We start from the raw sequence: 25,002 nt of genomic DNA, 5'->3' as shown, positions 1-25,002 counted from the left end.
TTACAAACAAACTTCCCGACCCGGTGTGGATCGGAAAATCCAAAGAGGGCTAAATTTATCCGAAGTCGTACTTTATGTCAAGTTTGAACTTCATTTGTCACATCAACCTTCCGCTTTCTGGAAAAAATGCGATAATCTTCTTCGCTCAAATCCGGAGCCGATTCGACATCGAGCCAAACCCGGGTGGATTTGCGAATAGCTTTGAGGCGCTCCCTGCGATTTTCGAGCAAATAAAATCCGAGTGTGGGGTGAACCTGCACAGTGAGCCGTCTTTCGAGCGCGGCTGCGCGAGAGCGTTTGAGCCAGCGTTCGATGCGCGACAGCACGGTTTCCTGGCTCGGAATATGTCCCGTGCCATGGCATTGCGGGCAGGGCGCAGAATAAGTGGACATCAAACTGGGACGCACCCGCTGGCGGGTCATCTCCATCAGACCAAACTGTGTAATCCGCGAATACCGGATCTTGGACCGGTCGCGGCGAATAGCCTGACGCATTTCATCTTCGACGCGCTTGCGATCTCGCGCATGGTCCATATCGATAAAATCGACAACCACAAGCCCGCCCATATCGCGCAAACGGAGTTGGCGGGCAACCTCTCGGGCAGCCTCCAAATTGGTCTTCAACACGGTCTCATCCTGCTTGGCACGCCCTTTGCCCACGCTGCGCCCGCTGTTGACATCGATGGCAACCAGCGCTTCTGTCGGATCAATAACCAGATAACCACCGCCTTTGAACCAGACTTTGCGTTCGGTGAGCTTTTCAATTTCAGCCTCAATGCCAAAAGCGTCAAAAATCGGTCGCGTATCGCCGTAGTATTCGACGGTTCGGCGCAACTCGGGTGAAACCCCTTTGAGATATGCCTGAATTTGCTTGTATTCGCGCTTTGAATCAACGACAAGGCGGTGAACATCCTCCGTGAACAAATCGCGGATAAGACCAGACGTCATGCCCACTTCTTTGTAAAGCAATTTGGGGCCGCTGCTTTTTTTACCCTGTTTTTGAAGCCGTTTCCACGTTGTCAAAAGCTGCTTGAGGTCCCGCCCGAGTTCCCGATCACCTTTGCCATTGGCTTCGGTGCGCACGATAAGGCCAAAGCCCTCGGGCTTGAGCTTGCCCGCGAGATCTCGAAGGCGCCGCTTTTCACGCCAATTGGTAATTTTGCGAGACACGCCTACTTTATCGCCATCGGGCACAAGCACCATAAACCGACCGGCAAGCGACGGCACAGCAGAAATGCGCGGTCCTTTTGTGTTGATGGACTCTTTTTTAATCTGCACAATGACTTCCTGCCCCCTGGACAAAAGCTCATCAATATTGAACTTGCCCTGCCCATTGCTCTGATCCCGGATATCCTCGAGAATTTCCGAGTCGAGTTCGACCATTGAGCCGGGCGAGCCAGGCATATCAGAAACGTGTAAAAAAGCCGCTTTTTCCTGCCCAATATCGACAAAACCTGCCTGTAAGCCAGGCAGAACAGCGGTTACAACCCCCTGATAAATATCGCCAACCATGCGTTCTTTTTCAGCGCGTTCAACGAGAATTTCTGCGAGCCGACCATCTTCGAGGATGGCAATTCGCGACTCGTGTGAAGCGACATTAATAATAATTTCGGTTTTCATTTTTATTTTATCCTTACTGATATGAACTGGCCCCACATTACCCACTTGTGGAGCAGGCTCTGAGATACGGCCAGTCATGCTCGATTTACTCGCCTTCATACACCGCTCCGTCTATCTACTGACCACATGGCGTGGAAAAATGGTAATTTCTTCGACAATGACGCGGTCTGGCATCTGGGCGACCATAAATGCGGCGGCGGCAATGTCTTCGGGCAAAAGAGCGGCGGCGCGTTTTTCATCTGAAACGGGATTGGGGCGGTGGTCTAAGATAGGAGTATCAACTTCGCCGGGATAAATACAGCAGGCGCGAATGCCCTCCTCTCGAAACTCGACATTGATCGATTGATTCAGCGCGGCCATGCCAAATTTGGACGCGCAATAAGCCACACCACTGATCATACCCGCTCTTTTGCCAGCCATAGATGAAATATTGATAACCAGACCGTCATTTTGCACTTTCATTTGTGGCAAAACAGCGCGAAACGCATTAAAAGCACCCGTGAGATTGATCTCCATAACGCGGTCCCAGTCTTCATCCGCAATATCGTTCAAGTGGCGTTTTTTGGTATTGATACCCGCGTTGTTCACTAAAATATCGATGCGACCAAATGCCGCGACCGTTTGTTCGGCAAGCAATTGAACCGCCTGGCGGTCGGCAACATCGGCAGCGCAGATCTCGATATTGGCAGAGCCGCATTGCCTTGCCGTTTCTTCAAGGGGTTCTACGCGCCGTCCCACGAGCGCGAGATTATAGCCCGCTTCGGCAAATGCAATGGCAATACTCGCACCAATTCCGGTGCCTGCGCCAGTAATAATTGCTGTCTTGGACATATTGCTCCTCATAGTTTAAGATACACTCTATCACGATTTTCCCATAAAAAAATACAAAAAAATCTCAGATACTTCGGGCAAGTTTACGTATATTATGCGCGATTAATGAAAATAAAACAAGGAGTAAAGTTATGATTGAAATGGACGACGCCATTCGCATAGTACTGGAAAATACCCGGACAATTGACAAAACCCACGTTGGATTGAACGATGTGCTCGGGCGCGTTTTATCCGAAGACGTGCGATCGGATATCGACATGCCCCCCTTTGACAAAGCCCTTATGGATGGTTATGCCCTTCAGGGAGCAGATATCGCATCCGCATCCAGTAATACACCGGTCATACTCGATGTAATCGAAGAGATTCCAGCGGGCACAGTACCCCAAAAACGTGTAGAATGTGGGCAAGCTTCTCAAATTATGACAGGCGCACCCTTGCCCGATGGCGCAGACACGGTAATTATGGTCGAAGATACAGAACCACACGCAGATGCCCAAAAAGTGCGCGTGCTCGACACCACGGAAACAGGCAGAAATATCGCCCGCCTCGGCGAAGATGTGCGCGTCAATCAGGTAGTATTACAGGCCAACACAGTCATACGCCCCCCCGAAGTTGGCATTCTCGCCGCTGTGGGACATGTCCATGTCGAGGTCTATCGCCAACCAATAGTCTGCATTGTGGCAACCGGCAGCGAAGTGGTGGAACCACACCACAAACCCAAACCCGGACAAATTCGAAACAGCAATGGGTACTCGATGGTAGCTCAAGTCCTGCGCTCGGGGGCGCAGGCGCGTTATCTCGGCATTGTAGAAGACGACATCCATGCGTTGATACAAACCATCGGCAAAGGCCTGGAGACCTGTGATATAGTCGCCCTTTCGGGCGGCGTCTCTGCTGGCGAATACGACCTGGTACAAGACGGCATGCGAGATCTGGGTGTCGAAGTGCTATTTGACCGCATCCGCATGAAACCCGGCAAACCCCTGACATTTGGCGTAAAAGGTGCGCGACAGGTATTTGGACTGCCCGGCAATCCGGTATCCTCTGTGGTCGGCCTGGAACTGCTCATGCGCCCTGCGATCAGAAAAATGCAGTGCCTGACAGATCTGCACCTCCCCACGGTCCGCACAGTGCTCAACGCCGACTTTCGACAAACACCCGGACGAAAGCAATTTGTACCCGCGCACAGTGTTCAGGGCAAAAACGGCGTATGGGAAAGCGCCTGGGTCGGGCACCACGGCTCGGCGGATCTATTTTCAATGGCCCGCGCAAACAGCTTATTCGTGGTCAATGCCGAAGATGCCCATGTGCATGCAGGCACTGAATTAGACCTCATTTTACTAAATAGCTGGTAAAAGATCATGGCTAAATTGACACATATTGACGAACAGGGATCCGTGAAGATGGTGGATATCACAGATAAAGCTGTGACAGACCGCGAGGCAATCGCATCGGGCAAAATTGAAATGCAACCCGAAACCCTGCAACTCGTCACTGGGGGAAATATCCCCAAAGGCAATGTGCTGGAAACCGCGCGCATTGCGGGCATCATGGCCGCCAAGCGCACTTCTGACCTCATCCCAATGTGTCACCCGCTGGGCATTACGGGCGTTGAACTCAATTTTGAAGTCGAAAAAACGAGCATTATAGCGCGTGCAACCGTGCGCGTACCCGACCGCACAGGTGTCGAAATGGAAGCACTCACCGCGGTAAGTGTCGGCCTGTTGACCATTTACGACATGTGCAAAGCAGCAGATCGCAACATGGTCATCGGAGAAATCTGTCTCTTACAAAAAAGCGGTGGACGCAGCGGAACTTATATTCGCAAGACTTGACATCGTATAAGGGCTTCTGTACTTTGCTATTATCTCACTCTCGGAGAGAAGCAGAATCGGAGTAAGACCAAATGGAGCAAAAAGAAATGGATATAAATCGCTCTCAAAATCGGATCACTTTGACGCTTGAGGGTCCTAAAATCCCAGGTACACAATTCGTCACAGGGATTAATGCTCTATTCAAGCTCATAAATGCTGTTTCTGATGAAGTGATGGATACGCGGAAGGCTGTTGACTGGGTTGTATCGGTCGAACCTGGAAGCGTTGTTGTCCATTTTGATCCCGAACCAGAAACTGCCCACAAAGATGATGTCCCCAAGGCGATCAAGTTCATCTCTGATGGCTTAGCGCATCTTGAGGATGGGCGAGAAGACCGCCCCAGCTATTTCAATGACGATGCCCTAAGATCTGCCAAATCTCTGGCAAATTTGGTAAAAGTTGGACATGACGAACTCAATCGCGTGCGTGTTGATTTCCCCGAGCGCAGACAAACACTTTCTAAACGTGCGGTCGCAACAGTAGATGCAATGTATCAGGTCCATCGCGCTACTTTGGGTTCTGTTGAAGGCTACCTACAAGCCATTACGAGTCGCGGGAAGTATAAATTCCGTATTTATGACCGGTTAACAGATCATCCTGTGATCTGTTTTTTTCCTAACGAATTAAAACAGGAAGTCTTGAAGGCGTTTGACAAACGCGTACAGGCTTATGGGATGGTAAACTATAGAAAAGAAGGAAAGCCTTCCAGTATCACTGTAGAAGATTTTAAAGTTTTTGCGTCTTCCGATGAACTCCCATCTTTTTCCGACATTATTGGCATCTACAAAAATTTATGAACAAGAAACGTCAATTGAGGTACTGGGATTCGTCGGTTTTTCTTGGTCTGCTTAACGACGAACCAGAGAGGGTCAATGTTTGTCAGGGGGTCATAGAAGCTGCGGAACGCAATGAAGTCCACATTGTCACTTCAGCGATCACACTGGTTGAAGTGATCAAGCTAAGAGGAGAACAGCCACTCGGTCAAGAACACGAAGAGACGATTCAGAAATTTTTTGAACAGGAATTTATCATCATCCGCCCAGTTGACACTTCAATAGGTTTGGCGGCCAGAAAATTGATCTAAGAATATTCCCATCTTCAGCCGAAGGATTCCATCCATGCAGCTACGGCAGTCGAGTATCAAGTGGCGTCTTTGGACACATTTGATGACGATTTGATAAAGCTGAATGGCAATATTGGCGACCCTGGTCTCAGGATCGGCCATCCGAATTTATCTTACCAACCTGAGCTCCCCGGAGTGTAAAATTTTCGACATCCCTCAATAAACTGATCTATTGACCTGCTCTCCATCGCAGTCGAAGTCAAGATGCTTGACAAGGCATAGTGGCTTCTTTACATTTCCAATCGCACATAAAAAAACGCGCCTATAGCTCAACTGGCAGAGCAACTGACTCTTAATCAGTAGGTTCGGGGTTCGATTCCCTGTGGGCGCACCATAATCCGAACAGGCACTTGCAGAAGTTATGTAAGTGCCTGTTTTTGTATTGACAAAATGTATCTACATTTTATATATTCTTTATGTGAAATTTGAATGGGACATAAATAAGCGGCTTGCCAACCTTGAGAAACACGGCTACGACTTTCGGGTCGCTGTAAACATCTTTGAAGATACAGTTGTAGAGATTCCCCAAAGACGGAATGACGAAGCCCGGATACTCGCACTCGGCATTCTTAACAATCATGTAATCGCCGTTGTTTATACCTGGCGCGGCAAGGCTCGAAGGATCATTTCAGCACGAAAAGCAAGTAGAAAAGAACGGAACTTGTTTGAGTCAAACACATAAGGAGGCGAAATGAACAGAGCCACAAACAAGAAGAAAGACAAAATAACCTCTGTTTCTCAAGGCGTGCCGGTAGGCAGTAAGGAAGACAAAACCGATTGGCACCGGTTGAACACAATGACCGAAGAGGAAATCGAACGCAACGCCCGCGAAGACCCCGACTCACTGCGCTTAGAGGACTGCGACCTGACACAACTGCGGGTTGTAATGCCAAAAAGAAAGAAACAAATCTCACTGCGAATTGATAACGATGTTGTTGACTATTTTCAATCGTTCGGCAGGGGATATCAAACTCGAATGAATGCGGTCCTACGAGCATATATGGAAGCGCAAAAAACGCGATAAGAAGCCAAACAAAAAAGGTCACCGATCCGGTGGCCTTTTTTTGAGGATGGCATAATGCGACCAGTCCCCATTTACATTATGCTGGTTCCTTTCCTTTTCAGTTGTGGGAAGAACAGCACGGGACCAGAGCAGTCACTGGCGGCAGACCGCGATGTACTGGTAGCCCTGTACAATGCCACCGATGGGGCAAATTGGACGAACAGGACAAATTGGCTGAGCGATAGCGATCTTTCGACCTGGCATGGTATCACAATTTCTAATGAACGGGTCATATCCCTGGAACTCGCCAACAATAACCTGACGGGCGAGCTTCCTGGGGCATTGGGCAACCTGTCCGACCTCAAAACACTAAACCTTTCCAATAACCAGTTGCATGGCCCTATCCCATCCGAATTGGGCAATCTTTCCAACCTCACGGACCTGTATCTTTCCAAAAATGTATTAAGCGGCTCAATCCCCTCTGAATTGAGTAACCTGTCCAACCTCACGGGACTGTATCTCGACCAGAATGGCCTGACAGGTCCACTTCCCCAAAGCCTGACAAACCTGACGAATCTAAAGGAATTCATCTTTCAAGACACGGAGCTATGCGCGCCGCTCAATACTGCTTTTCAGACATGGCTTCAGGGCATCCCCTTTTTTGCGGGCGACAACTGTCAGTAGAAAAATACTATGAGACCTCATATCCTCATCCTGCCTCATTACAAAACTCAGGAAATCCTTATACGAGCCGCGGAACAAAAAACGCTACCTTATGTAAAGGCACCTCACCTATTATTTCTGGACGAGCATAATGTCCTGATCGCCTACAAACGCGGCACCCGGCACAACACGGAACCAGCGGCCGACTGGGAGATGTTTCGTTACAATCCCACCACAGGGACAATTTCGGATCGAAAAATTGTCGCACATCTGGATGGTTTCACCATTCAAAACGGAGAATTTGTCCGATTCGCCAATGGGGATATTGGCCTGTACGTCGATCCGCATTTCCCAAATTCCAAAGACAAATTCGGGCTTCTTGCATATCGGTCTTCGGATAATGGCGTGCATTTTGAAGGCGGAGAAAAACTCGGCCCCATCAACGGCACGGAATATGTCTATGCGTTTGAATCTCTGACAGAGAGAGAAACGACCTGGATGCTCCTGACGCCCTACCGGCATTATCGCAATAACAGTCCCAATGTGGATGTGATTCGATCCGATGACAATGGGAAAAGTTGGCAGTTTGTAGCTAATCTCACAAAAGCCTTTGGCAACGCCCCCATCAATGAAACATCCTTCCTGCGATATGATGACGGATACATCTTCAACACACGGGGACTGGACGGCATACAGCGAATGCATTTTACCGATAGATCGTTCCGCTTAATCAGAGAAGTGAACCTGACGAAAACCTACAAATTCATACGCGCCCAGATAGGCAGACCGCGACTTTTCAAGCGAGATGGCGGCTACTACTTCATCGGTCGAAATTACATGAAATCGATACGCGGCATGAAACTGTGTCTATTCAAATTTGATCCCGAATCACTCGAAATCCTCTCCTATGCCATATTGGACAATTACGAAGGCGCGGTTGTACCCGACGGGTATTATGCGATGCCCTATTTCACAACACGCTCCGGAAAAGTGTATCTCAATGTCATAACCTATAAATCCCTCCACCTCCGCGAATCGCCCCCAGATCTCATTCGCCTGGAATTCAAGTGGGATGAATTGCGTTGAAGCAGCAGAAGCCCGAAACCGCTTTCTTTCTTGACAGAAAACAGGCCAAAGATATATTCATTACTTAGTAAATCAAGAATATCATAATAATAGGAGGTTTATCCGAAATGTCCGATACACCCTTGATTGCACCCCACGGTGGTCTATCCGAACCAGTCAATCGCCTGGTAGCAGATGTTGAAACATTTTTGTCCAGAGCAAACGGACTGACGCGTGTCCCGGTCAGCGATGCAGATTTATCCTCGGTCTATCGTTTCGGCGACGGCGGGCTGAGTCCGCTTACAGGACCGATGGATGCACAAACGTATCATCGGGTACTCGACGAATCCGTCATCGAAGTGGGCGGCAAGCGCTATGCTTGGACGATCCCAATATCACTACCCGTAAGTTCCGATCTCGCTAAAACCCTTTCGATTGGGCAAAAAGTTGCGCTGGAAAACACATCTGGCGAAACTGTGGCAATGCTGGACATCAGCGACATCTTTGAATGGGACAAAACCAAATATCTTCAGCGCGTATATTTAACGGACCGCACAGACCATCCCGGTGCCGATATGGTCCTGAATGGCGATGCCGACAAAATCCATCTCATAGGCGGTGAAATTCAGGTACTGCCCCAACCCAAAAATCCACATTTTGGACAATACGTACTCAGCCCGCGAGAAGTCAGACCCCTCCTGGCTCAAAAAAGCTGGAACCGCGTTGTGGCATTTCAAACGCGCAATGCCCTGCATCGGGCACACGAATACGCGCTGGTATATGGTTTGGAAACCCTTCTGCACCAGGGATACAACGCAGGCGCGTGCTTAAATCCCCTGGTGGGCGAAACCAAATCGGACGACGTGAACGCAGAGATTCGCATGCAAACTTACGAAGCACTCATCGCATCTCGAGGACTGGGCGAAGGGGATAGCGATGCGGACCTATGGCAAAAACGCGGTGAATCTGTACCGGACAGGGTGATCTTGCTCGGGCTGGACATCAAAATGTTCTACGCCGGACCCAAAGAAGCCGTCATGCACGCCATTTACCGCCAGAACTTTGGATTCACCGACATCATCATCGGCCGCAAACACGCCGATGCCCCCTATCACGACGGCAGCGCGATCTGGGGGGACTTCGATGCACAGGAAATTTTTGAGCGCCTGAATGGCGACCTCCAAATTCAGCCCGTGAACGTGGGATTTGCCGCCTATTACGAATCACTTGGACGCGTGGATTTGATGGAAAATCACCCCGAAGAACAACCGGTCTTTATCTCAGGCTCTCAAGTGCGCGACACACTCAGCAACGGCGAACAAGTCGATCCCCGAATCATGCGCCCCAGCACATCGGAAATATTGAGCAAAGCCATGTCGGCAACCGCATAAAAAAACGAGGCAGAACACCATGACTGACCGCCCCAACATCCTGGTAATCATGACCGACCAACAGCGCGCCACAGCCAGCCATCTCTACGGCAACACCTTTTGTCAAACCCCGTCGATGGAACGCCTGGCAGACAGCGGAGTCCTCTTTGAAAACGCCATCACCCCGCACCCCCTCTGCGTGCCAGCGCGCATCTCATTTTGGACCTCGCAGTTTCCCCACTCGCACGGGGGACGACGCAACCAGACCTTGATGCCATCCGGTGCCGAACACGCCTGGCAACTCTGGAAAGCAGCGGGCTACGCCACGGGCCTGATCGGCAAAAACCACTGCTTCGAACAGGAGGAGGATTTGGCCCTCTTCGACGTGTGGAACCCCGGTACCCACGGCGGTAGCGGCGAAGAGACGCGGGGCATGGACTGGTTCCGCCCGGCAGAAGGCCGCCGCAAGGTCGCCGCCGAAAATCGCCAGCTCGCCCATCAGAACCCCCGCTTCAGCTACGGCACCTCCGAGTTACCTTTGGAGGATCACTCCACCGGCCTGATCGCCGGACAGACGACGCGCTTTATCGAAAAGTACCAAGACCAACCCTTTGCCCTGTGGGTCTCCTTTCCCGATCCACACGAGCCCTGGCTGTGTCCGGCCGAGTACGCGGCCCTGTTTCCGCCCGAAAATATTGACCTTCCCCCCTGGCGCGACGGGGAATTTGACGACGAGCGAGCGCCCGAGCGCAACCGCGTGCTCTACCAGATGCTGGGGATGCACCGCGATCCAATTGAAGACGTTTACGGCGTTATGGCCTCGTATTTTGGCATGGTGCGCTTTATCGACGACGCACTCGGCCAAATACTCGACAAACTCGACGCACTGGGGCTACGAGAACAGACAATTGTGGTCTTTTGTTCGGACCACGGCGACTTCATGGGAGAACACGCCATGCAGTGCAAGGGCGGCGTCTTCTACGACAGCCTGACGCGGGTGCCGCTGATCGTCTCCTGGCCCGGGCAGGTCACCACCGGGGTGCGCGATCAGAGCATGGCCAATCTGATCGACGTGGTACCCACGCTGTTGCACTTGCAAGGAATGGCCCAACCGCATTCCATGCACGGAATACCGCTACCCACTGTAACCGCAGCCGCACCCCGGGACGCGACTTTTTCCGAATACGGAAGCGGAGGACCGCTCTTTACCATGGCCGACCTGGAAAAGCTACCTCAACCCTGGGGCCGCAAGACCTTGATTGACACCTTGCAGTGGCGCGAGGCAGCTGGTCGGTGCAAGATGGTCCGCACCCGCCAGTGGAAATACGTCCACGACCCCATGGGGGACCGCGACGAACTCTACGACCTCGTCGCCGACCCAGGCGAGTTGGTCAATGTGATCGACGAAGATCAACACCGCGACGCCCTCGCCGACATGCGTCTGCGACTGGCCGACTGGAGCATCAACACCGAAGATGCCCGGCCAGTGCCACTACCTGACCCCAGACACTACGAGTTGGCCTAAACGGAGCGCTTCAACCGCGCGGCAAAAACACCGTCATTACCAGTTTGATGGGGTAGCAATTGCAGATAGGGATGGGTGATTTGAAAGCCCGGATGATCGCTTAAAAAACCTTCGACAACGCGCTCATTTTCTTCGGGTTCGAGGGTACAAGTGCTATAGACGAGAACACCACCTGGACAGACGTAATCCGCAGCGCTATCGAGAAGCGTCCGCTGCAAATGTGCAAGACCGTGAATATCGAATTTCCGCCAGCGCAGATCGGGATGGTGATTCAGAATACCCAGCGAGGAACAGGGCGCATCGACCAGAACGCGGTCAAATAAGCGATTGACAGCCAGATAACGCGCATCGGCAGCGAGAGGATAAACACATGTAACCCCGAGTCGGTGCGTGTTTTTTTTTAGCATTTCGAGACGGCGCGGATAGAGATCTGTGGCGAGAATAAAACCCCGATTTTTCATGCGCTCGGCCATAGCAGTGGTTTTGCCGCCGGGCGCACTGCACAGATCCAGAACAGCCTCGCCGGGTTGCGGATCGAGCAGGGGAACAACCATCGCAGCCCCTGCGCCTTGAACGCTAAAGAGACCAGCGCAATAAGCCCTGCTCTGAAAAAGGTGGCCCACATGGGATACGGCGAGAAGATTGGATGCTGCAAATTCTGTGTCAATCCCTTCGAGAGCGAGTTGCTCGCGCAGGGCATCGGACGTCGTTCGCAACGCATTGGGGCGAATGGTCAGGGTGGGTTGGGCGTTGTCAAATTCACACAGGGTGCGTGTCTCATCCACACCGTAGCGTTTGATCCACCGCGCAACGAGCCATTGGGGATGTGATGTCGTAATAGCGAGATATTCGACGGGATCGCTATCAAAATCGGGAAAAACAACAGGCTTGCGATCTTCGGCCACACCACGCAACACAGCATTGACCAATTTCGCAATCGGCTCCCCGAGAATGTGACGGGCGAGAATAACAGATTCAGAAACAACCGCATACGGCGGCACGCGGTCGAGATACTGGAGTTGATAAACACCGAGGCGCAGGAGATTGCGGAGTTTGGCATGCTGTCTGGACAGGGGTTTTTTGAGATAGGGTGTCAAGATATGATCGAGCCGCGCCCGATAGGTCAGCGTACCCCGAATGAGATGCTGAAGCAAATCGCCATCGGGACCGCGAATATGTTCGCGCTGCGCGTCGAGCAAACGGTCGAGATAAGCGCCCCGTTCAACGCGACAGAGGATATCCAATGCAATATGGCGCGGCGTTTTTGACGCGGCAGACATTATTTTCCCTCTCTAATGCCACTCTTTTTACTTCCCGCTAAACGCCACATTGTCAAAAATTAGAGTAGGCGTTTGCACGCTGGAATAGACATTGGGATCATTGCCCACGGCGACGAGATTTTGCAACAAATCGAGAAAATTGCCAGCGATATTCATTTCCGATACCGCACCTGTTCTCTGCCCATTGGCAATGCGAAAGCCGCGAAAACCATAAGAAAAATCCCCAGTCGTCGTATCGGCATTGCCACCGAGCCACGACGTGACGTGAAAGCCGTCTTTAATCTCTGCAATCAGACCATTGAGATCTTTCTCACCCGGTGCAAAAACGAGATTAGACGACATTCCAGTTGTAGGATCCCAGCCGAGTTTGCGCCCGTAATACGTATCGACATAATACATTTGCAAGACGCCCTGATCGACGACACACCTGCGCTTTGCCGAAATTCCCTCGCCATCGTAATGCCGAGATGCGAGACCGCGCACCATCAGGGGATCATCTGCCACCGTCAGGAGCGAACAGGCAATTTGCGCGTCCTTTTTATTTCTTAAAAAAGACCGGTTCTGCTGAACGCTGCGCGCCTGCAACGCACCCCATATCGCCCCAATCAAACGCCCGCCAGCTTCGGGATCAACCACCATAGTCGCCCGCCCGCTCGGTGCTTTTTCGCTACCCAATCGGGAAAGTGCGCGGTCGAGTCCCTCGCGCGCAACCACCTCCGGATCGGGCAAATCCGACAAATGATGCGCCCGCACATAGCGATGATCTTCGGGACGCCCATGCTCGCCCTCTTTTAGCGTCACACTCGCGCCATAGCCTATCGAAGTCCCGCTCTGTATCCCCGAAAATCCATTTGAACTCACCCGAGCCGACGTATTCCAGCCATAGTAGGCATCAGCGGTAGCACTCACCACGCGGTCATCTGTATGGGTGATAGCATCCATTTTTTTTAGCCAATCAATACACGCCTCGCGGGGCAAATCGCGCACCACAACATCGTCGGATTGAAGATTGGTATCCGGCCGATCTTCATACAGCGCGGCATCGGGAATAACGCGATGCGAATCTTCAGCCAGATGTTGCGTCAGCGCAACCGCATCTTCGATAAACCGAGCAACTGACGCCGCACGCAAATCCGAGGTCTGGTGTGTTGAATACCGCCCATTGACATACAATTGAATGCTCAAGCCGCGAGTAGCACTTTGTTGAACCTGCTCAATATTACCATCGCGATACGTGTACTCCGTGCTATTTTCATCCCGCACCCGCGCTATCGCATCATTCGCACCTGCTCTTCGCGCTTGCTCAATCGCCTGCTCTGCCTGTTGAAGTAGTTCTCGTTCCATTTAGTTCACCCCACCCACAGTCATACTCTTTTCCACCAGCATCGTCGGAACACCCATCGAAACGGGCACACCCTGTCCATTTTTTCCACACGTCCAGCTACCATCATCCAACACGGCATCGCCTGCTGCCATAACCACATTTTTCAAAGCCTCGGGACCATTGCCAATAATATTGACATCCTTGATCGGCGCGGTGATTTTGCCGCCTTCGATAAGCCATCCATTCTTGATATAAAAAGTAAAATCTCCCGCGCCTATTTGCACCTGCCCATTGGTAAACGTATCGGCAATAATGCCGTAATCGACAGCGCCAATAATCTCGTCGCGGGAGTGGGGACCGTCGAGCATATACGTAGATCGCATACGCGGCATAGGAACATGCCGAAAACTCTCACGCCGTCCCGACCCCGTGGGTGCAACCCCGTAGTGCTTGGCCGAAATGCGATCGTGTAAATAGCTTTTTAAGACGCCGTTTTCAATAAGCGTCGTACACGCAGTAGCCTGGCCCTCGTCATCTACATTGAGCGCTCCGCGATCATTTTCCTGCAGGCCATCATCGACAATCGTTACAAAATCCGGAGCGACTTTCTCGTTTATCATCGTCGCGTAAATAGAAGTCCCCTTGCGGTTGAAATCCGCTTCCAGACCGTGCCCAATCGCCTCGTGGAGCAAAATACCCGAAGCACCTGCTGCAAGCACCACCGGCATTTCACCAGCAGGTGGGCGCTGCGCCTCAAAGAGAATCATCGTGCGATCAACCGCCTTTTGACAGACCGCTTTGATATTCTCTTCGGTAAAATAGCCAATCCCCTCGCGCCGGGAAACCGAAGCCCCATTGCTCTGCCGCACGCCATTCTTATTGGCAGTCACCGAACAATACAGCGTCGCCATAGGCCGCCGATCCGTATTGAAAACACCATCGCTGGTCACAATGAGCACGCACTCATCTCTATCCATCCACCCCACAGACACCTTTTCTATTGCGGGATCCATTGCGCGAGTCATAGTTTCCGCATTCTGCACCAGTGGCAGGCGTTCGGTAATATTGACCTCATCCCAGTCGCGGTCAATCGCGTAGTAATTGTCAACCTCTCTGCCCTGCAGGTGTTGCGGCGGCACATTTTTTGTGCCCTCTGCTATCGCAGCCGCTGTCCGGGCAGCCGCATAAATCGCATCTGCCTCTAAACTCTCGGAAAAAGCATAGCCAACCTGATCTCCAACCACCGCGCGAATCCCCACACCCTGATCAACGCCTGTATTGGCACTGGAAATAATGCCATCTTCCAAACTGAGAGAAGTGGTACGCACATGCTGAAAATACAGATCGGCAAATTCGGCACCTCGGGACATCGCTTCGGACAATGCCTGCGCAGCCACGCTTTCATCAACGCCGAATAACGCTGCAAAAGGATGTGTTTCAAGATTGTGCATGGAAATCTCCTGTGTGTATGAGCTATTTCAAATCTACAACAACCGGTGCATGATCAGATATGGTCAGGCCGCCTTCGCGATCAACACGGGCAAATTGAACACGCTTTGCGGCGGCTGCATTGCCCAACAAATAGTCGATACGCCAGCCCCGGTCCAACTCTCTGGCTCTTCCCCGATTGGACCACCACGAATACGGCCCCTGGATATCGCCGTATTGTTCCCGTGTAAAATCGCGCCAGCCCGATGAGATGAGATCGCCCATCCACGCGCGTTCATGCGGCAAAAAACCCGAATTTTTTTCGTTGCTCCTGGCATAAAAAATATCGCGTTCGGTATGCGCGATATTAAAATCACCGCCCATAATCGTGGGAACCCGTTTTTTCACCATGCCATCAGCCCAGAGGCGAAAGCGATCCATCCAGCGCTCCTTGATCGCCTGGCGCTCATCACCTGAAGATCCCGAAGGCAGGTACACGCTGACAAATTGAATCCCCAGAGTGCTCACCCGCAAAATCCGGCCTTCAGAATCGGCCCCATCCACGCCGCGTTCTTCCTCATTTAAAGGCGTGCGAGACCATACCGCTGTACCCGCATAGCCTTTGCGCTCGGCCGGATGCCAGATAACATGCCATCCCTCGGGATTGCGCTCGCTCACAGATAGTTGCTCGGGCAAAACCCGAATTTCTTGCAAAAGGATCACATCGGGATTTAGCATTTTAATATGATCCATAAACCCCTTGCGAAACGCAGCCCGCAATCCGTTTACATTCCAGGTTATGATACGCATGCTGTCCTTTCCATCAAAATAACTGATTAGAATCACACATGCAATGTTTCAGAACTTTTTTTGTCCTTATGTGTCTAAAGTGCACCTGCGTTACACAACAACTGTATATATGAAAGGACAATAGCTCGATGAAGACAGATTCAATTTTCAATTCGACAACCTTTGCTGACACACATGTAAAAAATATATTTGTCGCACAAGCCGAAAGGCCAGCAATGTCTGGAGAAATCAACATCGCGCAATTAACGCCATTCCAGCGGGCATTGATCGTCACCGACGGCACCGTCACAAGACTCATCGAAGCCTATACACTCACACCTGTGGAAGTCGTACTCCTCCATCAGGCGAAACAGACACTCTGCACAGAGCATATCTGGCTCGAGTTGCCATCAGGAGCACCAGTCATCGCGCGACAAGTAGCATTACAAACACCCTCAATCGGCAACGAAACGCCGAAAACTCAGGCGTATGCCACATCCCTCATTGTACCACAACACTTGCCAAAAGGCATTTTGGACGGATTGGAATCAGATCCTTCGGGATTGGGAGGAATACTGCAAAACAGCGGACTGGAAACCCGCCGTGAATTATTGTGGTGCTGCTTTGAAACCGCACGGGATCTGCCGGAAGCCATTGCGCATCTTGAAGGGGAACCACTACTCAGCCGCACCTACAGGGTATTCGCCAATAAAAAGCCAATCCTGTTAATCACTGAGAAATTTCCGCTCAGAGAGGAAGCGCACTGATAATCCGACGCATATGGGTGGATTTGTTGAGCACGTAAAAGTGAATACCCGGCACGCCCTGCTCGAGCAATTCGGTTGCTTGCCCAATGCACTGATCAATACCGATTCTCATCGCCTTATCTTCATCATCCACAGCCCCCTTGAGTTGATCCTGCAAATCCTCCGGAATCTCAGACCCGCACAAAGACGCGATGCGCTGTATCTGTCCCGCCGCGAGAATCGGCATCAAACCCGGGACAACAGGTGCTGTAATATTGGCTGCACGCACGCGATCAACAAAACGAAAAAAATACTCGTTATTGTAAAAAAGCTGCGTAATAATAATATCCCCACCTGACTCGACCTTGCGCTTGAGATTTTCAATATCCGTATCAAAATCGGGTGCTTCGAGGTGTTTCTCGGGATACCCTGCAACAGCCAACCCAAACCCATCGTCTTTCGGTTCAGTACTGCGAATATGCGCCACAAGCTCATTGCCGTATGCAAATCCATCCTTCGCGGGCACAAAAGTATCTTCGCCGCGCGGGGGATCGCCGCGAAGCGCGACAATATTGCGAATACCCTCTGTGCGAATCGCCTTCAGAATATCATCGATATCCGTTCGGGACGACCCCACACAGGTGAGATGACACGCCGCAGTCAGACCAAATTCGTTCTGGATAAGCGAGGCAATCTCCAGTGTTTTGGCGCGGGTAGAACCACCCGCACCATACGTAACCGTCATATAACTGGGATTCAGCTTGAGCAAATTGGGTATAACCCGCGCTTTGAGGGCGCGCATACCACCCTGCGTCTGCGGCGGATAAATCTCAAAAGAAATGACCGGCTGATTACCGGTAAAATAGTCTAAAAATCGCATAAAAAAGGGGACTGGGGATCAGGAACTGGCGGAATAAGCCCTAATCAATACCGATAATGATCGGGTTTATACGGACCTTCGACGGACACGCCAATATAATCGGCCTGTTTCTGCGTGAGTTCGGTCAACTTTACACCGAGTTTTTCGAGGTGAAGCCGCGCAACCTCCTCATCGAGGTGTTTGGGCAGGGTATAAACGCCAATTTCGCGCTGCTGTGCCCACAGGTCTATTTGCGCCAGCACCTGATTGGTAAACGAATTGGACATCACAAAAGAAGGATGCCCGGTCGCACAGCCGAGATTGACCAGACGGCCTTCTGCGAGCAAAAAGATCGCACGCCCATCTGGAAACGTGTATTTATCGACCTGCGGCTTGATATTTTCGTGCACAATACCCGGATAATCGCCCAGCTTATCGACCTGAATCTCATTGTCAAAATGCCCGATATTGCACACAATGGATTGATCGAGCATATTTTCCATGTGCTCAATGCGGATAATATCCGTATTGCCCGTCGTCGTAACAAAAATATTGGCTTCGGAAAGTGCATCTTCCACAGTCGTCACTTCAAACCCCTCCATCGCCGCCTGCAAAGCACATATCGGATCGATTTCTGTCACCAACACGCGCGCACCAAATCCGCGCATAGATTGGGCACAACCCTTGCCCACATCGCCATAACCACACACACACACAACCTTCCCGGCGACCATAACATCTGTCGCGCGCTTAATACCATCGGCGAGCGACTCGCGGCAGCCATAGAGATTATCGAATTTCGATTTGGTCACCGAATCATTGACATTGATCGCGGGAAAGAGAAGCTTGCCTTCATCCCTCATCTGATACAGACGGTGAACCCCCGTTGTAGTCTCCTCTGACACACCCTGAATATCCGCGGCCATATTGTGCCAAAAACGCGGATTGCGTTCGAGTTGCCGCCTGAGCACGGCATTGACAATCTCCAATTCGCGATTATTTGTCGGCTCATCGAGAATCGAAGGATCGTCTTCAGCCTGATACCCCCGGTGAACCAGCAGCGTCGCATCCCCGCCATCATCGACAATAAGTGTCGGTCCACCCTCCACAAAATTGAGTGCCTGCAAAGTACATTCCCAATATTCTTCCAGCGACTCGCCCTTCCACGCATAAACCGGCGTACCCGTTTCCGCAATAGCGGCAGCGGCGTGATCCTGAGTAGAAAAAATATTGCACGACGCCCAGCGCACATCGGCCCCCAGCACTTTGAGCGACTCGATCAACACAGCCGTCTGAATCGTCATGTGCAGAGATCCCATTATGCGGGCATCCTTCAGAGGTTTCTGGTCTGCGTATTTTTCGCGCACAGCCATCAACCCGGGCATTTCGCGCTCGGCGATTGTGATCTCTTTCCGTCCAAAATCTGCCTGAGACATATCGGCGACTTTATAGGGCAGATGCGAATAATCGGGAATTTGAATATCAGTCGCGCTATCGGGCAACACTATATCGGCCATATTTCATCCTTTCTCTCGGTTGGCATACGCGGCAGGGAACACCCCTATCTGATTCTGACCAGTGAGATGGGCGTTTTGATGCCGCGAAAATTGATTTCTGTGGGTTGGGAAATATCAAAAACTTCATCGAGATTGTTCAATACGGATGTCGTTGCTGCAATTCCTTTGCGGACATTTGTTTCTGCCCATTCTCGGACAATAAATGCGATGTTGACCACTTCGCCTGTCACATCGGGATGGGCGTAATCGGGATGCCCCATCGCGCCCAAATAAATCTCACCGCTACTCAAGCCGATGACCAGGTCCTCGCTGATGAGCCGCTGAGAAAATGCCGCTGCCTGGACAGCGCGAAGCTGATGGTGAACGCCAGAAAAAAAACACAAAAATGCGTCTCCCATATATCTGAGCGGAACGCCATCGTGGCGCAAAACAGCTTCGGTCAGTTGAAACAAAATACCATTTGCCCAGGCTGCAAACTCCCGCGCTTCCATTTGCAATGATTTTTGGTATGCACCGACAACTGTAGAGGTGAAGATAGTAGCATCAAAAACATCTTGATTTTCGCTATGTGCATCCAAAAGCCAGTCCGTAGAAACGCCGAGCAATCTGGCAAGCGGTCCCAAAGTGGCAATATCGGGACCGTTTTCACCCCTTTCCCACTTGGAGACAGCCTGTGGGCTTACCTGCAGGGCATTGGCAATATCGTTTTGCTTGAGACCAAGGCGTTCCCGTTGAGCGCGAAGGCGTTGACCGAGTTCGATGAGTAGCATATTGGATTCTTTATTTTATAAAAAATTACAATGAGAAGACGATTGTGACAATAAAGAGATCGTTGAGTACAATCGCTTTTCGGTTGAGGTCTGGTATAATATGTATGAGCACACGCACGTATTAAACAAGTCATTTGTCATTTCATCTTGCCTTATGAAAGCAGTTATGTATATTAGTTCTATTGTAGTAAAATATTCATCAAAGAACAACACAGGAGAAAATAAATGATCAGAGTTTTAATTCTTCTCGTAGGAATCCTCACAGCCGGGTGTCAGATGCCCGCGCTATTTGAAGGACAGACACAAATAAAACAATACGGCCGCGTACTCGCAGAAGGGCAATACGACAGTGGTGCCCGCGCTGGGGTTTGGACATATTACGATGCCGCGGGCAACGTGCGCGGGCAGGGTACATACAAAAATGGCGTCATGCAAGACGGACTTGAAATCACATTTTACAGCAACGGACAGAAAAAAACAGAAGGCAACTGGACCAGTGGTGTGAAGGATGGGCATTGGATATCTTATTTTAGAAACGGTGTAAAAAAAGAAGAAGGCCGATACCTGGAGGGAAAGAAAACAGGCGTCTGGCGAGAATACGACCCGTCCTCCTTTTACGCCATACAAAAAGTATTTGAAAATGACAAACAAGTCGGCTGGCGCAAATTTGAGCTGGCCCGCCAGGGCAATCCATTTTAAGCGAGTATTAAATCGGACCTCCAGGGCTGTGCAAACATCGCACAGCCCTATTTTTTTATTAAACCGGCATGCGACGGCCTGAATATTCACGTCCAATACGCGCGATCTCTTCCCTGCCCCCAGAAACCACGCGCACGCCCTCGTCTATTTTTGCGGTAACCGTCTCGGGACTACCCCCCTCGAGAAAAGCAACGCCGTTTTCTGCACACGCGGCCTTCACGCGATCTCTCACCTCTTGCATTTCGGGAGAAAAAGGCGTTGGACGGTGCAAATATCCCATCGACATGCTCAAATCGCCCGGTCCCATTTCTGCAAACCCAATGCCGGGCACCTTGAGAATCTGTTCGATATTGGATGCGCCGCGCACATTCTCAATCTTGATGCCCAACAGCAACTCGCCATCGGGATTCAGCGGATAGGGATCGGCTTTCTGGATGTACTCATCGCGATTAACACCCCATATCGCTGTTGCCGATGATTCGGAGCCCACGCCTCGCGTACCTGTACTGAGGCCGTGTCCAACGCCGATCTTGTTAATGGGATAGCGACACGACTCGACAAAAGCGCGTATCGCATCGGGCGATTCCGCCTGACAGAGCAACACGCCGTGTACACCGCGCGCGAGAATCTGCCGAAATTGCCAGGCATTATAGCGCACAATATTTTCCGATGCGCCCTCCACAGGGGCTTCAACAATAACGGCTGGCGTCCTGTGCCCGCTATTTGTAGGTCCCCCGCTGACCAGACCGCGCATATAGTCGTCAAGCCCTCCCAGATTAAAAGCCCCGTGTTCCATACCCACATTGATATAATCCGCCCAGGTACTGGCGTCATTCTGACCCTGTTCAAACGTAAGCACATGCCCCGTGTGTGCGCCCGTGTAATAGATAGGTTGATCTTGTGAAAGCAACTCAACTGCGCGATTGACGCGATTGCCCATGGAAGTCTCCTTTGGAAAGTGAATGTGTGATTATGACCCAGACTTCAGCATGAAATATCTATTAAAACAAAATCGCAAGTCTTTTCTGTAACGGTAAAATTTTTAAAAAACTATGGTTGCTTTTGCGGCGAAATGTGGTATATTATCCGTAAGTAAGTAAATGGTTACTTAGCGAAATCTGTCTCAGTCTCTGATAGACGCACCCTGCGAATCGCGTCTCACATCTTACTTCAACCTTCAATTTTTGCCCCTTTGAGGCCCATTTATGAAACTCTCGGAATACGCGATCAAAAAACCCATTACTGCTGTAATGATAGCGCTCAGTCTCATAGTCATGGGTTTTATTTCCCTATTCAGATTGCCGCTCGAATACGCGCCCGACTTGCAGTATCCCAGGATGTATGTGAGCTATACATATCCCTCGTCATCGCCCGAAGAGATTCAAAAGAAAATTACCAAGCCAATGGAAGAGATGCTGGGCACGATTCCCGGCATTGAGTCACTCCGCGCGCGATCCTATGACAGTCGGGGTTATGTGTTCATGGAATTTGACTACGGTACCGATATGGATCTCAAATCTATTCAGGTGCGAGATCGCGTCGATCAAGTTCGCGGCAGACTTCCCGAAGACCTCGAACGCATTGAGATGCGCAGATGGGACTCGTCGGATTGGGAAATTCTGGACTACAATATGATCTGGCTGGGCGATAATCAATCTGAACTCGTCACAGTGTATAAAAACACAATCTTACCGCGCTTGCAACGCATCCCCGGGGTGGGCAATGTCGAAATGGAAGGTGCCGATGAAAGAATACTCCGAGTCGATGTCGATAAAAATCGCATGCATGCCCATGGCTTAGATATCCGCACCCTCAACAGAACGATTCGCTCCAACAACATCAATATTTCTGGCGGTTACGTCACCGAAGGCGACAAACGCCTCGCTGTTCGGACAGTGGGCGAATTTGATGAAGTGGATCAAATACGCGATCTCACGCTTCCCAATGGTCTGGAAATAAAAGATGTGGCGCAGGTGAGTTACGACTATCCTGAAAAGCGATATTTTGAACGCATGGACGGGCGCGATGTGGTCTCTATGGAAATTCGCAAAACCTCGACAGCCAATCTGGTAGAAACCTGCCGGCTGGTTCGGGCAGAGTTAGACGCTCTTCAAGATGAAATTGGGCGCGACAAATTGCGATTGCACTTACGTCGAGACCAATCAGAAGCAGTGGTAAGGGGCATTACCAGCCTGGGGCAATCCGCCATGTTGGGAGGCATGCTGGCTATTGGCATCATTTTTGTGTTTTTGCGAAACTTCCGCAGCACGCTCATTGTGGGGTCGGCCATTCCCATTTCGGTATTGTGCGTTTTTATGATCATGTATCTGATGCGGCAAGTATTTGGATCGACTATTACGCTGAACATGATCTCGATGATGGGTCTGATGGTCGCCATTGGGATGCTGGTCGATCCAGCGGTCGTGGCTCTGGAAAATATTTATCGCAGGCGTTTTGATGTCGGCGATGGCACGCGAACCGCAGCAATTGAGGGCAGCCGCGAAATCGGCATACCCGTACTGGCGGCGGCACTGACGACAATATGTGTATTTGTACCCCTCATCTTTATTTCTGGATCGTACAATACAATGTGGATGCGCGATTTTGCCATCACCGTGTGCATTGCAGTCGTAGCCGCACTATGCGTGGCTTTAACACTCATACCCCTGGCCTGCTCTCGGGCATTTTCAAATGCGGGTAATCGCGTTGATCTCTTCTTAAAAATTGGATTGGGCACTTTATTCGCCACAGGCGCTGCGTATCTCATTTACCAGGAAGGCATTGTCGAATCGGCCAACTGGCTCAAAGATAGTACCCTGTGGGTTTTAGGCGGGCTTTCAACCGTGCCGATAGGCGTGTGGATCGTGCTGGGCGCATTTGTCGCCACAACCGGCTATTTCTATTTTCGCTTTCGACATCTTGGTCTCAAAGGTGTTTACACGCGCGTAATCAGCACCACGCTGCACTATCGCTGGACCACCGTTGTCGTCGCTACAATTATCCTCTTTGGCGGCATATACATTTTCACCAAAATTGAAGTACAGCGCTATCGCTATCAACCCGACCGAATGGTGGGCTATATGGTGGAAATGCCGCGAACCTACGATATCGACGACGCACTCGCGCTTTTCAAACAAATTGAAGCCATTATCATCCCGCAAAAGGAAGAACTGGATATCGAAGCGATAAAAACGCGATTTAGCACCCGACGCGGCAATACGATCTATTTGTACTTAAAACCCGTCGAAGAAAGCCCGTTGAGCACAGATGATGTGAAAAAAAAGGTAAGTGCTTTGCTGCCCAAAGACATCCCAGGCGTGCGTTTTAAGGCGGGCTTCAGGCGTGGTGGTAGCAGTGGCACGGGCGTCGGGGTAGAAATCAAAGGGCGAAATCCCGAAGTACTGGCGATTTTGGCTGAAGATATTCGGCTGCGAATGGACGATATCGAGGGCATTCACGACGTGGAAACCAGCCTGGAAAGTGGCACAGAAGAAATCAGGGTCTCGGTGAGGAGAGAACGCGCGCAACAATACGGCCTGTCACCGCAGCAAATAGCTACAACTGTTGCCACGGCATTGGGAGCGCGCGGAAATAGCAAATTCAAAACGCCGGATGGAGAAATCGATATTGCGCTGCAATTGCGAGAAGAGGACCGCGCCACACTGGATCAACTCAAAACCCTCTCTTTTGAAAACAACCGGGGCAATATGATTGCATTTGCCAGCCTGGCCGATTTTGAATTGACCAAAGGTCCCCGATCCATTGAACGCCAGGATCGGATGTCAACCGTAACCGTGTTCGCAAATACGGAAGCATCCGAAGTCCAAACGGTCGGTTATGAAATGCGCGACCGCATGGATGCCATCCCATTGCCCCAGGGGTATAGTTGGCAGATGGATCGACGATTCCGCTATATGGCTTCAGAAGAGGGCGAAACGAATTTCACTATGATTTTCGCGGCACTACTCATTTATCTGATCATGGCATCGCTATTTGAGTCTTATGTCCATCCATTTACGATCATGTTTTCCATCAGTTTTGCATTTATAGGCGTCGCATTGGGACTTTACATATTCGGCATAGCGCTGGACAGCAATGCGACCTATGGATTGCTCATCTTGTTTGGCATTGTGGTCAACAACGGCATTGTATTAATCGACCACATCAATCGCTATCGCAAGCAAGGGCTATATCGAAGAGATGCGATCTTGCGCGGCGGACAGGATCGCCTGCGTCCCATTTTGATGACCGCAACCACGACCATCCTGGGGCTTACGCCGCTGGTTATCCCGATGATTTACGGCAATGCCGAAGGCAATGCCAGGCGCTGGGGACCAATTGGTCTGGTCATTATCTCTGGCCTCTCGATCTCTACCATCCTCACGCTCGTCATCTTGCCCACCATATATTCGCTTATGGACGACCTGTCGGGATATACAAAGCGGATTGTAGCCGTGGCAAAAAGGGCCTGAATCGCACCAACACCTAACAAAAAAGCGCTGTGTAGATCACTTCTG

The 25,002-nt window shown here is 50.9% G+C and carries 22 protein-coding genes, 1 tRNA gene and 1 pseudogene; 14 read left to right on the top strand and 10 right to left on the bottom strand.

All coding sequences use genetic code 11. From position 1 onward, the window contains the following. Positions 1-77 precede the first annotated feature (77 nt). Complete coding sequence (locus F4Y39_07480; protein MYC13554.1) at positions 78-1,718, bottom strand: Rne/Rng family ribonuclease; 1,641 nt, start codon at positions 1,716-1,718, stop codon at positions 78-80. A 12-nt stretch (positions 1,719-1,730) separates the two neighbouring features. Next, positions 1,731-2,462, bottom strand: coding sequence for an SDR family oxidoreductase (locus F4Y39_07475; GenBank protein MYC13553.1), 732 nt, complete (start codon positions 2,460-2,462; stop codon positions 1,731-1,733). Positions 2,463-2,581: 119 nt separating this feature from the next. On the opposite strand from F4Y39_07475, the gene F4Y39_07470 reads away from it, so the two are divergent. The 11 genes and pseudogenes from F4Y39_07470 to F4Y39_07420 all read left to right on the top strand — a co-directional run bounded on the left by F4Y39_07470 (position 2,582) and on the right by F4Y39_07420 (position 11,073). After that, entirely contained in the window at positions 2,582-3,805 is a 1,224-nt protein-coding gene (locus F4Y39_07470; GenBank protein MYC13552.1) for a molybdopterin molybdotransferase MoeA, read from the top strand. A 6-nt stretch (positions 3,806-3,811) separates the two neighbouring features. After that, the gene (gene moaC, locus F4Y39_07465; GenBank protein MYC13551.1) at positions 3,812-4,285 is read left to right on the top strand and encodes a cyclic pyranopterin monophosphate synthase MoaC; all 474 of its coding nucleotides are present in this window, start codon (positions 3,812-3,814) and stop codon (positions 4,283-4,285) included. 71 nt (positions 4,286-4,356) lie between these two features. Then, on the top strand, positions 4,357-5,121 hold the full coding sequence (locus F4Y39_07460) for a hypothetical protein (protein ID MYC13550.1): 765 nt from the start codon (positions 4,357-4,359) through the stop codon (positions 5,119-5,121). Beyond that, positions 5,118-5,588 (top strand): annotated as a pseudogene (locus F4Y39_07455) (type II toxin-antitoxin system VapC family toxin). Before F4Y39_07460 ends, F4Y39_07455 begins: the two are co-directional and overlap by 4 nt. Positions 5,589-5,705: 117 nt before the next feature. Beyond that, positions 5,706-5,781, top strand: a tRNA-Lys gene (locus tag F4Y39_07450). An 84-nt stretch (positions 5,782-5,865) separates the two neighbouring features. Next, positions 5,866-6,129, top strand: a complete 264-nt coding sequence (locus F4Y39_07445; GenBank protein MYC13549.1) for a BrnT family toxin — start codon at positions 5,866-5,868, stop codon at positions 6,127-6,129. A gap of 9 nt (positions 6,130-6,138) precedes the next feature. Next, complete coding sequence (locus F4Y39_07440) at positions 6,139-6,471, top strand: BrnA antitoxin family protein (GenBank protein MYC13548.1); 333 nt, start codon at positions 6,139-6,141, stop codon at positions 6,469-6,471. Between the two features lie 54 nt (positions 6,472-6,525). After that, complete coding sequence (locus F4Y39_07435) at positions 6,526-7,134, top strand: hypothetical protein (protein MYC13547.1); 609 nt, start codon at positions 6,526-6,528, stop codon at positions 7,132-7,134. 9 nt (positions 7,135-7,143) lie between these two features. Further along, positions 7,144-8,199, top strand: coding sequence for an exo-alpha-sialidase (locus F4Y39_07430; protein MYC13546.1), 1,056 nt, complete (start codon positions 7,144-7,146; stop codon positions 8,197-8,199). A gap of 107 nt (positions 8,200-8,306) precedes the next feature. Continuing rightward, complete coding sequence (locus F4Y39_07425) at positions 8,307-9,569, top strand: sulfate adenylyltransferase (protein MYC13545.1); 1,263 nt, start codon at positions 8,307-8,309, stop codon at positions 9,567-9,569. Between the two features lie 19 nt (positions 9,570-9,588). Beyond that, a complete protein-coding gene (locus F4Y39_07420; protein ID MYC13544.1) occupies positions 9,589-11,073 on the top strand; it encodes a sulfatase-like hydrolase/transferase in 1,485 nt (494 codons plus the stop codon). On the opposite strand, the gene rsmB is transcribed toward F4Y39_07420, so the two are convergent. From rsmB to xth, 4 genes are read right to left on the bottom strand one after another with little or no spacing between them, the layout of a single operon-like run. After that, complete coding sequence (rsmB, locus tag F4Y39_07415; protein ID MYC13543.1) at positions 11,070-12,353, bottom strand: 16S rRNA (cytosine(967)-C(5))-methyltransferase RsmB; 1,284 nt, start codon at positions 12,351-12,353, stop codon at positions 11,070-11,072. The genes F4Y39_07420 and rsmB overlap by 4 nt on opposite strands. Positions 12,354-12,380: 27 nt before the next feature. Beyond that, the gene (locus F4Y39_07410) at positions 12,381-13,697 is read right to left on the bottom strand and encodes a TldD/PmbA family protein (GenBank protein ID MYC13542.1); all 1,317 of its coding nucleotides are present in this window, start codon (positions 13,695-13,697) and stop codon (positions 12,381-12,383) included. Next, the gene (locus tag F4Y39_07405) at positions 13,698-15,128 is read right to left on the bottom strand and encodes a TldD/PmbA family protein (protein MYC13541.1); all 1,431 of its coding nucleotides are present in this window, start codon (positions 15,126-15,128) and stop codon (positions 13,698-13,700) included. Positions 15,129-15,150: 22 nt separating this feature from the next. Continuing rightward, a complete protein-coding gene (gene xth, locus F4Y39_07400; protein ID MYC13540.1) occupies positions 15,151-15,915 on the bottom strand; it encodes an exodeoxyribonuclease III in 765 nt (254 codons plus the stop codon). 128 nt (positions 15,916-16,043) lie between these two features. Between xth and F4Y39_07395 the strand changes: the two genes are divergently transcribed. Then, positions 16,044-16,661: a DUF98 domain-containing protein gene (locus tag F4Y39_07395; GenBank protein ID MYC13539.1), complete on the top strand. Its 618-nt coding sequence runs from the start codon at positions 16,044-16,046 to the stop codon at positions 16,659-16,661. Here F4Y39_07395 and metF read toward each other — a convergent pair. From metF to F4Y39_07380, 3 genes are read right to left on the bottom strand one after another with little or no spacing between them, the layout of a single operon-like run. Then, positions 16,642-17,520 (bottom strand): methylenetetrahydrofolate reductase [NAD(P)H], encoded by an 879-nt coding sequence (metF, locus tag F4Y39_07390; GenBank protein MYC13538.1) that lies wholly within the window; start codon positions 17,518-17,520, stop codon positions 16,642-16,644. The two genes, F4Y39_07395 and metF, sit on opposite strands and share 20 nt — an antisense overlap. Positions 17,521-17,564: 44 nt before the next feature. Continuing rightward, entirely contained in the window at positions 17,565-19,016 is a 1,452-nt protein-coding gene (locus F4Y39_07385; protein ID MYC13537.1) for an adenosylhomocysteinase, read from the bottom strand. A gap of 44 nt (positions 19,017-19,060) precedes the next feature. Beyond that, positions 19,061-19,786: a helix-turn-helix domain-containing protein gene (locus F4Y39_07380; GenBank protein ID MYC13536.1), complete on the bottom strand. Its 726-nt coding sequence runs from the start codon at positions 19,784-19,786 to the stop codon at positions 19,061-19,063. Between the two features lie 225 nt (positions 19,787-20,011). Between F4Y39_07380 and F4Y39_07375 the strand changes: the two genes are divergently transcribed. Beyond that, positions 20,012-20,485: a hypothetical protein gene (locus tag F4Y39_07375; GenBank protein MYC13535.1), complete on the top strand. Its 474-nt coding sequence runs from the start codon at positions 20,012-20,014 to the stop codon at positions 20,483-20,485. Positions 20,486-20,543: 58 nt separating this feature from the next. Here F4Y39_07375 and F4Y39_07370 read toward each other — a convergent pair whose 3' ends face one another. Next, complete coding sequence (locus tag F4Y39_07370; GenBank protein MYC13534.1) at positions 20,544-21,425, bottom strand: hypothetical protein; 882 nt, start codon at positions 21,423-21,425, stop codon at positions 20,544-20,546. A 265-nt stretch (positions 21,426-21,690) separates the two neighbouring features. Between F4Y39_07370 and F4Y39_07365 the strand changes: the two genes are divergently transcribed. Then, positions 21,691-24,957, top strand: coding sequence for an efflux RND transporter permease subunit (locus tag F4Y39_07365; protein ID MYC13533.1), 3,267 nt, complete (start codon positions 21,691-21,693; stop codon positions 24,955-24,957). Positions 24,958-25,002: the final 45 nt, after the last annotated feature.

Source organism: Gemmatimonadota bacterium, from assembly GCA_009838845.1.
In the GTDB taxonomy this organism is placed as follows: domain Bacteria; phylum Latescibacterota; class UBA2968; order UBA2968; family UBA2968; genus VXRD01.
Note: the sequence above shows the minus strand (reverse complement) of the source record. Positions and strands in the feature narration are given on the sequence as shown.

Excerpts from the sequence above, each read along its gene's own strand:
- F4Y39_07480 (MYC13554.1), bottom strand. The coding sequence starts at position 1,718 with ATGAAGGCGAGTAAATCGAGCATGACTGGCCGTATCTCAGAGCCTGCT.
- F4Y39_07475 (MYC13553.1), bottom strand. The coding sequence starts at position 2,462 with ATGAGGAGCAATATGTCCAAGACAGCAATTATTACTGGCGCAGGCACC.
- F4Y39_07470 (MYC13552.1), top strand. The coding sequence starts at position 2,582 with ATGATTGAAATGGACGACGCCATTCGCATAGTACTGGAAAATACCCGG.
- moaC (MYC13551.1), top strand. The coding sequence starts at position 3,812 with ATGGCTAAATTGACACATATTGACGAACAGGGATCCGTGAAGATGGTG.
- F4Y39_07460 (MYC13550.1), top strand. The coding sequence starts at position 4,357 with ATGGAGCAAAAAGAAATGGATATAAATCGCTCTCAAAATCGGATCACT.
- F4Y39_07440 (MYC13548.1), top strand. The coding sequence starts at position 6,139 with ATGAACAGAGCCACAAACAAGAAGAAAGACAAAATAACCTCTGTTTCT.
- F4Y39_07435 (MYC13547.1), top strand. The coding sequence starts at position 6,526 with ATGCGACCAGTCCCCATTTACATTATGCTGGTTCCTTTCCTTTTCAGT.
- F4Y39_07430 (MYC13546.1), top strand. The coding sequence starts at position 7,144 with ATGAGACCTCATATCCTCATCCTGCCTCATTACAAAACTCAGGAAATC.
- F4Y39_07425 (MYC13545.1), top strand. The coding sequence starts at position 8,307 with ATGTCCGATACACCCTTGATTGCACCCCACGGTGGTCTATCCGAACCA.
- F4Y39_07420 (MYC13544.1), top strand. The coding sequence starts at position 9,589 with ATGACTGACCGCCCCAACATCCTGGTAATCATGACCGACCAACAGCGC.
- rsmB (MYC13543.1), bottom strand. The coding sequence starts at position 12,353 with ATGTCTGCCGCGTCAAAAACGCCGCGCCATATTGCATTGGATATCCTC.
- F4Y39_07410 (MYC13542.1), bottom strand. The coding sequence starts at position 13,697 with ATGGAACGAGAACTACTTCAACAGGCAGAGCAGGCGATTGAGCAAGCG.
- F4Y39_07405 (MYC13541.1), bottom strand. The coding sequence starts at position 15,128 with ATGCACAATCTTGAAACACATCCTTTTGCAGCGTTATTCGGCGTTGAT.
- xth (MYC13540.1), bottom strand. The coding sequence starts at position 15,915 with ATGCGTATCATAACCTGGAATGTAAACGGATTGCGGGCTGCGTTTCGC.
- F4Y39_07395 (MYC13539.1), top strand. The coding sequence starts at position 16,044 with ATGAAGACAGATTCAATTTTCAATTCGACAACCTTTGCTGACACACAT.
- metF (MYC13538.1), bottom strand. The coding sequence starts at position 17,520 with ATGCGATTTTTAGACTATTTTACCGGTAATCAGCCGGTCATTTCTTTT.
- F4Y39_07385 (MYC13537.1), bottom strand. The coding sequence starts at position 19,016 with ATGGCCGATATAGTGTTGCCCGATAGCGCGACTGATATTCAAATTCCC.
- F4Y39_07380 (MYC13536.1), bottom strand. The coding sequence starts at position 19,786 with ATGCTACTCATCGAACTCGGTCAACGCCTTCGCGCTCAACGGGAACGC.
- F4Y39_07375 (MYC13535.1), top strand. The coding sequence starts at position 20,012 with ATGATCAGAGTTTTAATTCTTCTCGTAGGAATCCTCACAGCCGGGTGT.
- F4Y39_07370 (MYC13534.1), bottom strand. The coding sequence starts at position 21,425 with ATGGGCAATCGCGTCAATCGCGCAGTTGAGTTGCTTTCACAAGATCAA.
- F4Y39_07365 (MYC13533.1), top strand. The coding sequence starts at position 21,691 with ATGAAACTCTCGGAATACGCGATCAAAAAACCCATTACTGCTGTAATG.